Source organism: Rhodococcus sp. P14 (assembly GCF_000256505.1).
GTDB classification, from domain to species: domain Bacteria; phylum Actinomycetota; class Actinomycetes; order Mycobacteriales; family Mycobacteriaceae; genus Rhodococcus; species Rhodococcus ruber.
In genome coordinates this window covers 1-15,132 of the sequence record NZ_AJFC01000006.1, presented here as the reverse complement: position 1 = coordinate 15,132, position 15,132 = coordinate 1, and the positions used below count along the sequence as shown (strand labels likewise).

The window sequence follows — 15,132 nt, the reverse complement described above, 5'->3', positions numbered from 1 at the left end:
GGGTGTGTGACGCGGGGTGTGTGATCAGTGGTGCGTGGCCAGTCCGCCGTGTCCGTGCATCCGGGCGTTCATCGCGGGCAGCGCTGCTACCGCGACGACCACGGTGAGCACGCCCACCACCCAGGCCGTCCAGGATGCACCGCTGTACTCGGTGTAGCCCATGACCCAGGGGGACAGGAACAACAGCACGCCGAGCACACCCATCGCGTAGTCGATCGCTGCCATCGTGGGCCGGACGATCTGCGCGAGTCCGGTCAGCGCGATCAGCACGCCGAGAACGACGAGGGTCCACGTCGTCGTGGTGTCGGTGGTGACCCACAGGGGGGACAGGGCGGTGAAGACGCCCAGGATCACGGCCACGTAGTCCTGTAGCCGGCTGTCGGAGAACATGTCGAGCCTCCTCGTGCGTATCGGGTCCTGCCTTCGGTATAGACCTGATCGACCGGTCGGTCAACGGCCGGGACGTTGCACTGCGATAACACTCGAGCGCAGGTGAGAGGCGGTTTTTACCGGGAAGTGACCGGGCGGGGAATGATCGCCGAGGGCGGCATGTTCCACTAGTTCGTTGCCTTGGTCAACGAACTGTCGACCGTTCCCACGAGTTCCGAGGAGGTCCGATGCCGGAGTCGACGCCGGGTCGCTCCCTGCCACGCCGTCACGGTTTCCTGGCGGTCGGCACGGCCAGCTTCCTGCTCACCGCGTCGTCGTCCGCTCCCTCCCCGCTCTACCCGCTGTACCAGCAGCAGTGGGGCTTCTCGCCGGGGATGCTGACCGCCGTCTTCGCCGTGTACGCCCTGGCCCTGCTCGCCACCCTGCTGACGATCGGCTCGATCTCCGATCACGTCGGCCGCCGGCCCGTGCTGATCGGGGCGCTGCTGCTGCTCGTGGTGAGCATGGGCGTGTTCGTCCTCGCCGACGACGTGGGCTGGCTCGTCCTGGCCCGGGGGCTGCAAGGCCTCGCGGTCGGGGCCGCCACCGGTGCCGTGAGCGCCGCCGTGATCGACCTGCAACCGAGCCCCCGGCTCGGATCCTTCGTCAACAGTGTCGCGCCGTCGCTCGGGCTCGCCCTCGGTGCGGCCGGGGCGGGGCTGCTCGTGCAGTTCGCGCCCTTTCCCACCGTGCTGGTCTACGTCCTCGTCGTCGTGATCGCGCTGTCGCTGGCCGTCGTGCTCGTCTTCGTCCCCGACCGGGTGCCCGCGCCGGGCTTCGCGTCCCGCGGGGCCGCGCTGCGCAGCCTGCTGCCGAGCGCGTCCGTGCCGGCCGGGGTGCGGGGCCCGTACCTGGTGATCCTGCCGGGCCTGCTGTCGGCGTGGTCGCTCGGCGGGCTCTACATGTCCCTCGGGCCGTCGATCGTGGGTACGGTCTTCGGGATCGGCAACCGCCTCGTCGCCGGTCTGGCGATCTGCACGCTCTTCGCCTCCGGTTCGGTGGCGGCGACGATGCTGCGCGGCTTCGATCCGCGGCGCGTCGTCGTCGCGGGGACCGTGATCCTGGCCGCCGGCGTGGGCGTCGTCGTGACCGCCGTGCTCGGCGGGTGGGCCGTCGCCTACTTCGCCGGTACCGCCGTCGCGGGCTTCGGCTGGGGCGCGGCGTTCCTGGGAGCGATGAACGTCATCGGCGCCCTTGCGGCGCCACACGAGCGCGGGCGCCTGTTCGCCACCACGTTCGTCGTCTGCTACCTCGCGTTCTCCGTGCCGGCGGTGATCGCGGGCCTCGCGGCCGGCGTGTACGGGCTCACCGCGACGACGCTGGGCTACGGCGGCGCCGTGATCGTGCTCGCGCTCGGCGCCGGGGCGGGTGTGGCGCTGCGCGGCCCACGAAAGCCGGGCGTCCACCGGGTGGAGACGCCGGTCCTCGTCCGCTGAGACGGGGACCGGCGACGTCTCAGAAGACGATCTTGACGGTGTCCGTCACCGGGCGGGCCTGGCAGCCGAGGACGTAGCCTGCCTCGATGTCCTCGGGGTCGAGGATCTCGCAGTGCTCCATCTCGACCTTGCCGTCGAGGACGGTGCACGCACACGAGCCGCACTCGCCTTCCTGGCAGGAGTAGGGCACGTCGAGTCCCTTGGAGAGCATGATGTCGACGAGGGTCTGCGAGCGCGGCCACGGAATCGTGTGGGTTTCCCCGTCCAGCTCGACCTCCACCGTCGCGGCGTCGGCCGCCTCCTCGTCGCTCACCTCGAGGGGCGTGTGGTCGGCGAACGGGTCTCCCGCGAGGGAGTTGAACACCTCCGCGTGCACCTGCGTGCGCGGCATGCCCGCGATCTGCAGCGCCCGGTGCACGGCATCCATGAACGGGCCGGGGCCGCACATGAACGCCTCGTGGCTGCTGAACGGAGCCGCCAGGGTGGCGAGCTGCTCGGCGGACGGCAGGCCCTGCACGGACTCGAGCCAGTGCACGACGGTCAGGCGGGTCGGGTACTTCTCGGCCAGGGCGCGCAGCTCCTCGGCGAAGATGACCGACGCCTCGTCGCGGTTGGCGTAGACCAGCACGACCTTCCCGGAGCCCTGGGTCAGGGCCGACTTGAGGATCGAGACGACCGGGGTGATGCCGCTGCCCGCGCCGAACAGCAGGAAGTCGTGGTCGAGCGACTTCGGGGTGAAGACGCCCGACGGCGGCAGGACCTCGATGCGGTCGCCGGCGGAGATCCGGTCGCACAGCCAGTTGGACCCGTAGCCGTCGACGGTCCGCTTGACCGTGACCTTGGGGGCGTCGTCGGTGTACGGGGAGCTGGCCAGCGAGTAGCAGCGGGCCACGGAGCCGGTCTGCTCGCTCGGAATGCGCAGGGTCAGGAACTGTCCGGGCTTGTACGCGAACTTGTCCTGGAGCTCGGCCGGCACGTCGAAGACGATCGAGCGCGAGTCCGGCGTCTCCTCGATGACTGCGGAGACGGTCAGGATCGCGGATCGCGAGCCGTGCGGCACCTCGACTGTCGTCATGGCCAGGTCGGTCCTTCCGTGGTGCGGGTGAAGCAATCTAGAACGCGTTCTAGTTCCAGGTTATCAGCAACACGACGCTACCGGGACGGGGCGCGTCGGCCTGCGGTCGGCTCCCGATCAGCGGGAACGGACCCCTGCCCGATCGGGCAGGCCGTCCCGCTCGACCGGACGGCTTCGGTGCCGCGACCGGACGGTTCGGGCCCGAAGGCCTTTCCGTGGGCGTGATCGAGACCGAAGGTGGAGAAGCGAAGAGACGCCGGTCACACCGGACGCCGCATTCGAACCACCACTTCCGGCCGACACATCAGGAGAGACGCGATGGCCATCGAACTCAACCAGATCTGGGACTTCCCCATCAAGGAGTTCCACCCCTTCCCGCGGGCACTGATGGGTGTCGGTGCCCACGACATCATCGGTGTCGAGGCGAAGAACCTGGGCTTCAAGCGCACCCTGCTGATGACGACCGGTCTGCGCGGTTCGGGCATCATCGAAGAGCTGATCGGCAAGATCGAGTACCAGGGTGTCGAGGTCGTCCTGTACGACAAGGTCGAGTCCAACCCCAAGGACTACAACGTCATGGAGGCCGCCGCCCTCTACCAGCAGGAGAAGTGCGACTCCATCATCTCCGTCGGCGGCGGCTCGAGCCACGACGCCGCCAAGGGCGCCCGCGTCGTCATCGCCCACGACGGCCGCAACATCAACGAGTTCGAGGGCTTCGCCAAGTCCACCAACAAGGAGAACCCGCCGCACATCGCCGTCTCCACCACCGCCGGCACCGGCTCGGAGACCTCCTGGGCCTACGTCATCACCGACACCTCCGACATGGACCACCCGCACAAGTGGGTCGGCTTCGACGAAGCCACGATCGTCACCCTCGCCATCGACGACCCGCTGCTGTACTACACCTGCCCGCAGCACTTCACCGCGTACTGCGGCTTCGACGTCCTCGCCCACGGTTCCGAGCCGTACGTCTCGCGGCTGGACTTCGCCCCGTCGCTCGGCAACGCCCTGTACTCGATCGAGCTCGTCGCCAAGCACCTGCGTGAGGCCACCTTCGAGCCGCGCAACCTCAAGGCACGCGAGGGCATGATGAACGCCCAGTACATCGCCGCGCAGGCCTTCAACTCGGGCGGCCTGGGCATCGTCCACTCCATCTCGCACGCCACGTCGGCCTTCTTCGACAGCCACCACGGCCTCAACAACGCGATCGCGCTGCCCCGTGTCTGGGAGTACAACCTCCCGTCGCGCTACGAGCACTACGCCCGCATCGCCACCGCGATGGGTGTCGACACCCGCAACATGACCACTGTCCAGGCCGCGGACGCCGCGGTCGAGGCCGCCATCCGGCTCGCCAAGGACGTCGGCATCCCCGACAACTTCGGCCAGGTGCGCGTCGACTCGTACGAGAAGAACCGCATGAACACCGGCAAGTACGCCGGCCGCGGCGACGTCATCAAGGGTGACGAGAAGACCGTGCGCGCCATCTCCGAGCACATCCAGGGCGACTGGTGCACGCCGGGCAACCCGCGCGAGGTGACGGTCGAGTCGATGATCCCCGTCGTCGACCACTGCATCAACCGGTCCTACTGACCCACCGCCCGACCGATCCGTGTCCGGGGCGGGGCCACCCGCCCCGGGCACACCCACCTCGAGTGCCGACGACACAGGAGCACCGATGACCAGCTTCACCAGCGGACCGGAACTCGCCGACGCGCTGCGCCGCCACGACTACATCGCCGACGACGAGTTCGCGGTCGTCGTCCACCTCGCCACCGCGCTCGAGCGGCCGCTGCTGCTCGAGGGCCCGGCCGGCGTCGGCAAGACCGAACTGGCCAAGGCGCTCGCCGCCGTCGGCGGACGCAAGCTGGTACGGCTGCAGTGCTACGAGGGCCTCGACGACAGCCGGGCGCTGTACGAGTGGGACTACGCCAAGCAACTGCTGCACGTGCAGATGCTGCGGGACCGCATCGGCGAACAGCTCGCCGCCTACCCCGACGTCGCCGACGCGTCCCGATTCCTCGCCGCGCAGGACTTCGGCCTGTACTCCGAGACGTTCCTGGCCGTGCGTCCCCTGCTCGAGGCGATCCTGTCTCCGGAGCCGGTGGTGCTCCTCGTCGACGAGGTGGACCGCACCGAGGAATCCATGGAGGCGTTGCTGCTCGAGGTCCTCGCCGAGCGGCAGGTCACCATTCCCGAGGTGGGTACCTTCACGGCCCGGTCCGCGCCGTGGGTGATCCTGACCTCCAACGACACCCGCGAACTCTCGCCCGCCCTCAAGCGCCGCTGCCTGCACTACCACGTCGGCTACCCCACCCCCGAGCGCGAACGCGAGATCGTCACCGCCCGGGCCCCCGAGGTCGACACCGTGACCGCCGGCGAGGTCGTGGACCTGGCCCGCACCCTGCGGGAGCTGCCGTTGCGCAAGAGCCCGTCCATCTCGGAGGTCATCGACGCCGCGCGCGCCGCGACCGTGCTGCGGCGCGGCGGCGGCGACCACACCTCCCTCCGGCAGATCCGGGACATCCTGCTCGCCGCGCTGCTCAAGTACACTGGCGACGCCGACCTGGTCCGCGCCCGGCTCGGCGGTGACGCCCCACCCCCCGCACCGACGACCACCGCACCGACGACCGCCGAACCTGCGGGGGAGCGACCCGAGCGGGCCACGGTCGCCTCCCGGCCGGCCAACACCACCACCGCGGTGTTCCGCGGGCGCGGCGGCGGCGGTGTCGGCATCGGCGCGCGGCGGTGACCCGATGCCGGTGACACTGCTCGCGACGACGCCCGTGACACCGCTCGCGGCGATGCACCCCTCGTACCCTCTCGACGTGGTGGCCGCCGTCTTCGGCCGCCTGCTGCGGCGGCACGGGGTGTCCGCCTCGCCCGCCGAGACCATCGAGGTCCGCCGCGTGCTCGGGCTCGTCGGTGCCCGCGACCGCGACGTGCTGCGAGCCTGCCTGCGCGCGGTGTGCGCGAAGTACCCGCACGAGCAGGTCGGTTTCGACCGCGCCTTCGACGCGCTGTTCGCCGCGGCGGACGCGGCCGGCGTGACGGACGGGAAGTCCTCGCCGCGAGCGCAATTCGCCGAGTCCCTGCCGACCGCGCTCGAGCTCGACGACGATCCGCAGGTCGCGCGCTACGCCGAGTACAACGAGCGTGCCGCGGAGGTCGGCGACCACTTCGACACCCCGGAGGCGGACAAGGGCTTCAATCCCCACAAGGACGACGACGACGTCTCGATGACCTCGTCCGACGCGGCACTGTCGGTCGACACGGGCGCCGACTCGGGCCGGCGCGGGGTCACCTACACCGTCGACGTGGATCGGGCCGGGACCGCAGCGGTCGGCGAGCTGGCCGCGAACCCGGGTGCCGCCGTCGTCGGGTCGCTGTCGTGGGACGATCCCGAATCCATCCTCGCGTGGCTCGACGCCTACGACCCGCGCCGCGTCTACGGCGACGACCACGCAGACGAACCCCTCAGCGCGGCACAACTGAACCGGCTCGTCGAGGCCGTCGAGGCGTTCGTCGCGGCGCTGTCGCAGGCCGGGCTCGGTGGTCCGCTGCCGGACGGTGAGCCCGATGCCCCCGACACCGCCGGAGACGTCGCGTCCCGGGCCGAGATCGAGCTGGCGTGCCACGAGGTGCTGCGCCGCATGCGCGGCCCGGCGCGGCCGGTGCCGCGCGAGCTGACCCGCGGCCGGCTCGACATGCGTCGCACGGCGCGTGCCGGGATGCGCACCGAGGGGGTGCCGTTCCACCTGATCGTGCGTGCCCCGCGTCCCGACCGGGTCCGGTTGCTGATCCTCGCCGACGTGTCCCTGTCGGTGCGCCCGATCACCGCGTTCACCCTGCGCCTGGCGCAGGCCATGCACGGCCGGGCCCACCGCTGCCGCGTCCTGGCGTTCGTCGACCGGCCCGTCGATGTGACGCGGGAACTGCTGGCCGCCACGGGCGACGGCGCCCTCGCGGCCGTGCTGGCGCATCCCGGCCTCGACCTCGAGGCGAGCAGTGACTACGGCCGGGTGCTCGACGAACTGCTCACCGAGCACGCGGGCATCGTCGACTCGCGCACCAGTGTGCTCGTCGTCGGCGACGGGCGCTGCAACGGCCTGCCCGCCCGCGTCGACCGGCTCGCCGACCTGCGTCGTCGCGTGCACCGGCTCGCCTGGATCACCCCGGAGCCCCAGCGCTACTGGGCGCAGGCGACGTGCGCGATGCCCGAGTACGCCGAGGAGTGCGATCGCGTCGTCGTCGCCCGGGACGCCGCCCAGCTGCTGTCGCGGGCGGCGGAACTCGGGCACGCACTGCGTTGAGCGTGTGCACCCGTCCGGCTCCGGCGGGGCAACGGCCGGTGGTTACTATGGACTGGTAAATACCCCCCGGGGTGTGTGTGCGCCGTCCGCCCACGCCACCGCCGGCGGGCCGGCCGCCGTACGGGAGAGTGCTCCGGCACACGGGCATCCCGGGCGCAGTTGAGGAAGACGACGATGCAGTTCGCGAAGAAGCACTATTCGATCCGTGAGGCCTACTGGATCTTCTACCGGGGCGTTCGATCGATGAAGCACCTGATCGGCGCCAGGAAGCGCGCCGAGTTGAGCCCCGAGTTCGTCGAACGGATCATGCTGGCGGTGACCGAGGTGAACGGCTGCGGCGCCTGCTCCTACGCCCACACGAAGATCGCTCTCGGGGCCGGAATGAGCAGCGCCGAGATCCGGAACATCCTGGCCGGGGTCCTCGACGACGTTCCCGACTCCGAGGTCGCTGCGGTTCTTTTCGCCCAGCACTATGCCGACACCCGGGCAACCCCACGGCCGAGGCGTGGGATCGCCTCGTGGACGTGTACGGGAAGTCCGCCGCCGAGGGGATCCTCGGAGCGATACGGGCCATCATGGTCGGCAACGTCCACGGAATCGCGTGGACCGCGCTGCGCGGCCGGTTGAACGGGAGCCCGGATCCGCGCAGCAGCGTGGCGTACGAGGTCGCCATGTTGCTGATCGTCCTGGCGTTCTTGCCGATGTCCGTCGTGCACGCTTCGATCTCCGGCGTGCGCGGTGCGCCGCTCGTGGAGTTCGACAGGTGGGCCGGCGACCGGGTCAGGGGTCGCGCTTCGTGAGCCGGACCCGGTCGGGGCGGAAGTGCTCGAGGGCCTCGTCGTAATTTGCGCGTGCGAGCCGTTCCGACGTCCATCCCTGCGAGATCCACCGGTCCACGCCGAGCGGGTACCGGATCTCGACCCGGTGGGTGCCGCGGATCGCCGTGCGGCCCTCCGCGTCTTCCCGCGCCCGGACGTATGCGGCGAACTCAATGCCCAGCACCAAGGTGCGGTTGGGGCGTTCGATGACCGGATCCCCGACCCGCCGGTCGGAGTGGAGCGCCCGGTACGCCGAGTCGAGCGCCGCGGCCTCGTTGTCGTGGACGTGCCACGTGACGCCGTCCACCTCGTGCCACCACACGATCCATCGGTCGTCGATGATGCTCTCCCAGGGTCGTTTCCGCCGGTGCGCAGCCTGCTTCCTGCGTATCCGGTCCACCCCTGCGACGTGCATCCTATATGTCCCGTTTTCGGGGAGGCCGCGGTGGTGGCATTCACTTCGTATTCACCCCGCGGCCGGCTCGCGGAGGCCCGGCCACACTCGGACCTACCTACCCGATCGGGCAGGTATCGCCCCTGCCGTTCGGTCCGGTGCCGACCCGTCGTGGAGGGGCTAGGCTCGGAAGCCACGTAAGCTGGATCACAGCAGTCGGGATCGTCAGGAGTGTGCAGTGGCCGTCGCATCGGAGCACACCGCGACGACGCTGGCCAAGTTCCACGCCCCGGAGATCGTGTTCGGGATCGGATCGCTGGTCGAAGCGGCGCACGCGGCGGTTCGGCTCGGCGCGGTCCGGCCCCTCCTGGTCACCGACCCGGGGCTGATCGAGGCCGGCTGGGTCGACGAGCTGCGCGGTCATCTCGTCGAGCAGGGCCTCACGCCGATCGTGTGGGGTGATCTCACCCCCAACCCCAAGGACCACGAGGTCACCGCCGGACACGAGACGTACCGCGTCCACGGCTGCGACGTGCTCGTCGCGCTCGGTGGCGGCTCGGTGATCGACGCCGCCAAGGGCATCGCGGTGCTCGCCGCCAACGGCGGCAGCATCCTCGACTACGAGGGTGTGGACCGGGCGGCCGCTCCGATCCCACCGATGGTGGTGGTGCCGTCGACGTCGGGGACGGGCGCCGACGTCTCCCAGTTCTGCGTCGTCACCGACACCGTCCGAGGCACCAAGATCACCATCATCGGTCGTTCACTCGTCCCGGACCTGACCGTGATCGACCCGCGGCTGCTGACCACCATGCCGGACGAACTGAACGCCGCGACCGGGCTGGACGCCCTGACCCACGGCGTGGAGGCGTTCGTCTCCCGCGCCCACAACCCGCTCACCGACCACCACGCCCTGCGTGCCGTCGGTCTCGTCACCGACACGCTGGTACGCACGATCGAAGACCCCCGGGAGATGGCGGCCCGATCGATCATGGCGCAGGCCAGCCTCGAGGCCGGCCTGGCGTTCACCAACGCGATCCTCGGTGCCGCGCACGCGATGAGCCACCAGGTCGGGGGTCTGCTCGACCTGCCGCACGGCGTCATCAACGGAGTGCTCCTCCCGCACGTCATCCGGTTCAACGCAGCCTCCGATCCCGAGCCGTTCGTCGCGATCGCCCGGGCGCTCGGGCTCGACGAGCACCGCGGTCCGGCCGTGGAGGCCGCACTCGCCGTCGCGGACCGGGTCGAACGGCTCGCCCGCGAGGTCGGGGTGCCGCGCGGACTGCGGGAACTCGGGGTGCAGGCGACCGACCTCGAACGTCTGGCCGCGGGCGCGCTGCGCGACGCGTGCATGTCCACCAACCCCCGCGAAGCGACGCACGAGCAGATGGTCGCGCTGTTCCGGGCGGCGTTGTGACCGCTCCCGACCTGTCGCGACTGACCGGACTGCGTTCCGGCAAACCCACGTTCTATCCCCAGTACCGCGGAGCCGCCGAACGTCTCGAGCGGGTTGTTCACGCGCTCGAGCTGATCTCGCGTGCCCTGGTACGCACCGTCGAGGGCCCCGAGACCCTGATCTGCGCCGTGGCGGAGGCCGCGCGTGCCCACCTGAGCGCCCGCTGGGTGGTCTTCGCCCTGACCGACAGGACCCTGCCCGACGCAGGGCCGCGCCGGCTGGTCCTCGGACCCGATGCCACCCCGTTCCTCGTCGACAACGTCGAAGGCCCACCCCTGCCCGACGACGTGGTGCGCTGCCTCGAGGACATCCGATCCGGCTCGATCGGCCGGGACGCCACCGTCGACACCCATCGGGCCTTCGTCCCCATCGTCCTCGACGGCGGGGTGGCGGGTGCGATCGCCGCGTGGACACCCGAACACCGCACCATCGACGGCACCGACCACGCCGTGCTGTCGATCCTCGCCAGCCAGACCGCCGTGGCCCTGCAGAATTCCGCGCTCTACCAGCGGGGCCAGCTGCTGCTCGGGCGGGCCGAGCAGGCCTACCAGGAGGCGAATCGCGCGGCGGCAGACCTGCAGGCCCGCAACGCCGAACTCGAGGCGACGTTGCGCCAGCTGGAATTGACGCAACGGCAACTCGGTGCCGCGCATCGGCACCAGGCGCTCGACGAGGAACGTCACCGCATCGCGCGGGAGCTGCACGACAGCGTCACCCAGGCCGTGCTGTCGGCCGGCATGCAGATCGAGGTGTGCCGCAGCGACATTCCCGACGCCGAGCGCGGCGAGCGTCTCGACCTGGCCAAGGAGCTCACCCGGCGCGCGGTCGAGCAGCTGCGCTCGGCGATCTACGCGCTCAACCACCCGTCCGACTCGGATCGCACGTCGCTGCCGGAGATGCTCGAACAGCTGTGCAGCGCGCACACGCCGGGCGAACTCGACATCACCGTCCGGGTGGGCGGCCCGCCGGTCGAATTGCCGGGCGAAGCCGAACATTCGCTGCTGCGCATCGCAGGGGAGGCGCTGTTCAACGCCGCGGTGCACGCCAACGCCCGGCGCGTGGTGCTGCGGCTGACCTACCGGCCGGACTCGGTGCTGTTGTCGGTCGCCGACGACGGGGACGGCGACCCGGCGCGGATGCGGCTGATGCTGCGCCTCGCCGCGGACAACGACTGGGACGGCCGCCATCGCGGGCTGGCGAACATGCAGGCCCGCGCGCACGAGCTCGGTGGCACTCTCGAGGTGCGTCGCGCCCGCCTCGGCGGGGTCCGGGTGGCGGTGCGCATCCCGGTGCCCGAACCGGCGGTCGACGCGGAGCGGGACGCCGACGAGACGACCGGAACCAGCGGGAACAGTGCGGCGCCGGCACCCGCGGCGCGGACAGGAGATCAGCGATGAACGTGGCAACCCCGGCCGGGACGGTGAATCGCACGGTCCGCATCGTCCTCGTCGACGACCACGCGATCCTGCGCCAGGGGCTGCGCTCGATACTCGAGCGGGAGCCGGACCTCGAGGTGGTCGGCGAGGCCTCGCACGAGGCCGAGGCGCTCACCCTCGTGGGCCGGGTCCGGCCCGACATCGTCCTGATGGACCTGAAGCTCTCCGCCGGGTCGGACTACGAGGGGCTGACGTTGTGCGGGCAGCTGTCGGCGGCCCACCCGGGGCTGGGTCTGCTGGTGCTCACCACGTTCCTCGACGAGCAGCTGGTCGTGCGTGCCGTGCACGCCGGGGCACGCGGGTACGTCGTGAAGGACGTCGACACGACCGAGCTGGTGCGTGCGATCCGCGCGGTGTCGCGCGGCGAGAGTGCCTTCGACTCGCGCAGCGCCGCGGCGGTGGTGCGTTCCCTCAACGGGCAGACCACGCCGCAGGAACAACTCACCGAGCGCGAACTCGAGGTGCTGCGGCTGCTCGCTGCGGGCCTGTCCAATTCCAAGATCGGTGAGCGCCTTTTCATCTCGGGCACCACGGTGAAGTTCCACGTGAGCAACATCATGCGCAAACTGAGCGTGAGCCGCCGCGCCGAGGCCGTGTACGCCGCCAGCAAGCGCGGCCTGATCTGACGCGGCGGCGACGCCGTGGGTCAGCTGCTGCCGAACGTCGGCGGGGTTGCGGGCACGGTGACGACGGGGGAGGCCTGCTGGACCGGGTAGGCGGTGACCGGCAGGGGCGCCAGCTGGTCTGCGATGCCGGGGTAGTCGGAAACCCACATGGTTGCCAGGCCGTCCGTCGAGCACGAGGCGAGGACGACATAGGTGCCGTCGGGAATCTCGGTCACGGTCTGGGTGGTTACACCCGGCTGGACCCGGCCTGACGTGCTCAGCGTCTGACCCTGGGCGATGACCTCGGCGACGGGCGGCAGTACCCCGCCGGGAGCTGGGGCGAGCCCGGTCATGCAGTCCAGTGGCGTGCCCGAGTCGTTGGTGATCGTGTTCGTCACGGTCGAGCCGCTGACGGCGAACGCGAAGGCGACCTCGCCGGCGTCGGCCGCCGACGCGAGGGCAGGTGCTGCCAGGGCCGAGGGAACGGTGGCCACTGCTATGAGCGCGGCACGGGTGGTCGATCGCATCGGTGTCCTTCCGGTCGAATGTGCGTGTCCCACGTGATGCTGCCGCAAAAGCGACCGTTCGGCACGGTTTTCGGGTTCCTGCCCTGTCGGCGCCGCACTCGTTGCTCGGGTGCGTGACCCGCTTCGGCCGAGGACGGCCCCGGTTCCGAACTCGACCGAGTGCCCGGGAGCAGCAGCGTTGTCCGCCGATCGGCGGCCCGATGCTGCGAGGACGCCCCGCTTCGTGGCTGTGCTGGCGACTTCCGTGGACGCGCCGCGCCGTTCAGTCCGGGTCCGGTGGGCGTGGCCGGGTCAGCAGGTTCCGGTGACCGGTGCTCCGTCGAACCGCTCGCCCAGGAACTCGAACGCGTCCGGCAGACCGAGCACCGCCGCCGACATGTGGTCGGGACTGGGGGTCTCGACGCGGCGCACCGGCGCGCCCGCGGCGCAGTAGCGGTCGAGCGTCGCGTCGATGGAGTCCACCGGGACGAGTGCGTCGGTGGGGCTGTGCCATTCGAACACGGGCACCGTCGGCACGCCCGGGTACAGCTCGAGGCTGTTCTCCTCCGCGACGGCGACCGCGTCGGCATCGTCGGCCAGGTGGGCATTGGTGCTCACCTGCCGCAGGCTGCCACCGGCACCGCGCGCGAGGATGTCGTTGGTGCAGGCGTCGGCCAGGGCGTCGCGCATCGCCACACCCGCAGGGGTCAGGTCGGCGCTGATCCGCATCCGTTCGGGGTACTCGCGTTCGAGACCCAGCGCGGCCGCGAACGCCAGACCGAAGGCGGGGTGCGGGTTCTCGCCGAGCGCCTCGGCCATCTTGCGGATGTTCATCGGCACCCCGCCCATCGCCGCACCCACCAGTTTCAGGTCGGGGGCGTAGGTCGGAGCCAGTGCCGCGGCCCACCCGGTGGCCATCCCGCCGCCGGAGTACCCCGCCAGCGCGACCGGGCTGTGGGCGAGCTGCAGCTCGGGTACCTGCTGCACCGCGCGGATGCCGTCGAGGGTGATCTGCCCGCCGAGGCGAGCCGCGCCGTAGGCGCTGTTCGGTCCGAGATGGTCCGGGATCGCGACCGTCCAGCCCCGCCGGAGCACCACGTTGAGGGCCGGAGCCTCCCGGACGGCGAGATCCGGGTCGCTCGTCCACAGCGTCTGCGACGGCGCGCAGTGCGTGCCGAGGGCGTTGATGACGTGCTGGAACGACAGCAGCGGACCGTCCGGAGCCTTGCCGACGGGGGCGAGGACCGTCGTCACCGCAGGGATCGGGTGGCCGGTCGAATCCGTCGACCGGAACCGCACCTGCCACGCCTCGACGTCGAGGATGCCGGGTGGTGCGGGCACGCGCCGCACCTCGAGCGCATCGCCGGCCGGTGCGTGGGTGATGTCGGCGGCCGCGCGGTAGAACGGATCGGCCGGCGGCACCGGATAGACGGGTGCGGCACCCGCGGTTCCGGTTCCGGCGACGATGGCGCACACCGCCGCCGCGCCGACCGACGCATTGCGGATTCCCCGACCGAACCGTGCGGCCACGTCCCCCACCTCTCCAGCGCACCGACCGGTGCCGTTCCTCGAAAATCAGCGATCCCGGCGAAGCCTAAACGACCGATTTGCGAGGGTTCACCCGACCCCGTGCGCTGTGCGGATCGTCGCCACACGGACCCCCGAATGGGCGTAGCCTCGGCAGCATGTCGACGGCGATCTCCGTGGAACAGCTCGTCAAGTCGTTCGGAACCACTCGGGCTCTCGACGGTCTCGACCTCGAGCTCCGCCGAGGCGAGGTGCACGGATTCCTCGGCCCGAACGGATCCGGCAAGTCCACCACGATCCGCATTCTGCTCGGGCTGCTGCGTGCGGATTCCGGCCGGGTCGAACTGCTCGGGGGCGACCCGTGGCGCAACGCGGTGGACCTGCACCGGCGGCTCGCGTACGTACCCGGCGAGGTCAACCTGTGGCCCAACCTCACCGGCGGGGAGGCGATCGACCTGCTCGCCGGCCTGCGCGGCGGCATCGACGAACGCCGCCGTGCCGAACTGCTCGAACGCTTCGAGCTCGATCCCACCAAGAAGGCCCGCACGTACTCCAAGGGCAACCGGCAGAAGGTCGCGATCGTCGCCGCGCTCGCCTCGGATGTGGAGTTGTTCCTGTTCGACGAGCCCACCTCGGGTCTGGACCCGCTCAAGGACGAGGTGTTCCGGGACTGCGTCCGCGAGGCCGTCGCCGACGGGTGCTCGGTGCTGCTGTCGAGCCACGTCCTCGCCGAGGTCGAGGCGCTGTGCGACCGGGTGACCATCATCCGGCAGGGCCGCACCGTCGAATCCGGCACGCTGACCGAACTGCGACACCTGACCCGCACGTCGGTGGTCGCCGACACCGTGCGCCCGGTGGCCGGGCTCGAAGCGGTCCCCGGGGTGCACGACCTGCAGGTCGACGGCCTGCGGGTGCGCTGCGAGGTCGACACGGCCCGGATGGACGCGGTGCTGCGCGAGCTGCTCGACTTCGGCATCACGTCGCTCACCAGTACCCCACCCACCCTCGAGGAACTGTTCCTGCGGCACTACGGGGACGACCTGCCCGGCGAGCACATCCACGTCCCCGGCGAGCACCTCGCACACGGCCGCCCGGCCGTCGGCGACGGGGACGGCGCATGAGTGCCGCATTCGTCGGCACCGG

15 protein-coding genes are annotated in these 15,132 nt (G+C 70.8%); 10 read left to right on the top strand and 5 right to left on the bottom strand.

The genetic code is table 11. From position 1 onward, the window contains the following. Positions 1-24: 24 nt before the first annotated feature. Complete coding sequence (locus OEY_RS0100320) at positions 25-390, bottom strand: SPW repeat domain-containing protein (protein ID WP_010591969.1); 366 nt, start codon at positions 388-390, stop codon at positions 25-27. Positions 391-617: 227 nt separating this feature from the next. Here OEY_RS0100320 and OEY_RS0100315 point away from each other — a divergent pair, with 227 nt between their 5' ends. Further along, positions 618-1,865, top strand: coding sequence for an MFS transporter (locus OEY_RS0100315; RefSeq protein WP_010591968.1), 1,248 nt, complete (start codon positions 618-620; stop codon positions 1,863-1,865). Positions 1,866-1,884: 19 nt separating this feature from the next. On the opposite strand, the gene OEY_RS0100310 is transcribed toward OEY_RS0100315, so the two are convergent. After that, positions 1,885-2,940: a ferredoxin--NADP reductase gene (locus tag OEY_RS0100310; protein WP_010591967.1), complete on the bottom strand. Its 1,056-nt coding sequence runs from the start codon at positions 2,938-2,940 to the stop codon at positions 1,885-1,887. 318 nt (positions 2,941-3,258) lie between these two features. On the opposite strand from OEY_RS0100310, the gene mdo reads away from it, so the two are divergent. The 5 genes from mdo to OEY_RS31050 all read left to right on the top strand — a co-directional run bounded on the left by mdo (position 3,259) and on the right by OEY_RS31050 (position 8,050). Then, the gene (gene mdo, locus OEY_RS0100305) at positions 3,259-4,530 is read left to right on the top strand and encodes an NDMA-dependent methanol dehydrogenase (protein ID WP_010591966.1); all 1,272 of its coding nucleotides are present in this window, start codon (positions 3,259-3,261) and stop codon (positions 4,528-4,530) included. A gap of 85 nt (positions 4,531-4,615) precedes the next feature. After that, on the top strand, positions 4,616-5,689 hold the full coding sequence (locus tag OEY_RS0100300; protein ID WP_010591965.1) for a MadB family AAA-type ATPase: 1,074 nt from the start codon (positions 4,616-4,618) through the stop codon (positions 5,687-5,689). 4 nt (positions 5,690-5,693) lie between these two features. Continuing rightward, complete coding sequence (madC, locus tag OEY_RS0100295; RefSeq protein ID WP_051009352.1) at positions 5,694-7,250, top strand: MadC family VWA domain-containing protein; 1,557 nt, start codon at positions 5,694-5,696, stop codon at positions 7,248-7,250. Between the two features lie 174 nt (positions 7,251-7,424). Beyond that, positions 7,425-7,877, top strand: coding sequence for a carboxymuconolactone decarboxylase family protein (locus OEY_RS31055; RefSeq protein WP_238596380.1), 453 nt, complete (start codon positions 7,425-7,427; stop codon positions 7,875-7,877). Then, positions 7,769-8,050, top strand: coding sequence for a hypothetical protein (locus OEY_RS31050; protein WP_237713711.1), 282 nt, complete (start codon positions 7,769-7,771; stop codon positions 8,048-8,050). Before OEY_RS31055 ends, OEY_RS31050 begins: the two co-directional genes overlap by 109 nt. Here the strand turns inward: OEY_RS31050 and OEY_RS0100285 are convergent. Continuing rightward, positions 8,031-8,483: a hypothetical protein gene (locus OEY_RS0100285; protein ID WP_237713709.1), complete on the bottom strand. Its 453-nt coding sequence runs from the start codon at positions 8,481-8,483 to the stop codon at positions 8,031-8,033. The genes OEY_RS31050 and OEY_RS0100285 overlap by 20 nt on opposite strands. Positions 8,484-8,700: 217 nt before the next feature. Between OEY_RS0100285 and OEY_RS0100280 the strand changes: the two genes are divergently transcribed. The 3 genes from OEY_RS0100280 to OEY_RS0100270 are packed head-to-tail and all read left to right on the top strand — an operon-like array spanning position 8,701 to position 11,977. Next, on the top strand, positions 8,701-9,876 hold the full coding sequence (locus OEY_RS0100280) for an iron-containing alcohol dehydrogenase (RefSeq protein WP_010591962.1): 1,176 nt from the start codon (positions 8,701-8,703) through the stop codon (positions 9,874-9,876). After that, positions 9,873-11,312: a MadS family sensor histidine kinase gene (locus tag OEY_RS0100275; protein ID WP_010591961.1), complete on the top strand. Its 1,440-nt coding sequence runs from the start codon at positions 9,873-9,875 to the stop codon at positions 11,310-11,312. Before OEY_RS0100280 ends, OEY_RS0100275 begins: the two co-directional genes overlap by 4 nt. After that, positions 11,309-11,977 carry a MadR family response regulator transcription factor gene (locus tag OEY_RS0100270; protein WP_010591960.1) on the top strand — a complete coding sequence of 223 codons (669 nt, stop codon included), beginning with the start codon at positions 11,309-11,311 and terminating at the stop codon, positions 11,975-11,977. The genes OEY_RS0100275 and OEY_RS0100270 overlap by 4 nt, the downstream gene beginning before the upstream one ends. Before the next feature lie 20 nt (positions 11,978-11,997). Here the strand turns inward: OEY_RS0100270 and OEY_RS0100265 are convergent, their stop codons facing one another. After that, a complete protein-coding gene (locus tag OEY_RS0100265; protein ID WP_010591959.1) occupies positions 11,998-12,483 on the bottom strand; it encodes a hypothetical protein in 486 nt (161 codons plus the stop codon). 291 nt (positions 12,484-12,774) lie between these two features. Next, the gene (locus tag OEY_RS0100260; RefSeq protein ID WP_043804041.1) at positions 12,775-13,992 is read right to left on the bottom strand and encodes a lipase family protein; all 1,218 of its coding nucleotides are present in this window, start codon (positions 13,990-13,992) and stop codon (positions 12,775-12,777) included. A 155-nt stretch (positions 13,993-14,147) separates the two neighbouring features. Here OEY_RS0100260 and OEY_RS0100255 point away from each other — a divergent pair, with 155 nt between their 5' ends. Further along, positions 14,148-15,110, top strand: coding sequence for an ABC transporter ATP-binding protein (locus tag OEY_RS0100255; RefSeq protein ID WP_010591957.1), 963 nt, complete (start codon positions 14,148-14,150; stop codon positions 15,108-15,110). The last annotated feature ends 22 nt before the right edge of the window (positions 15,111-15,132 follow it).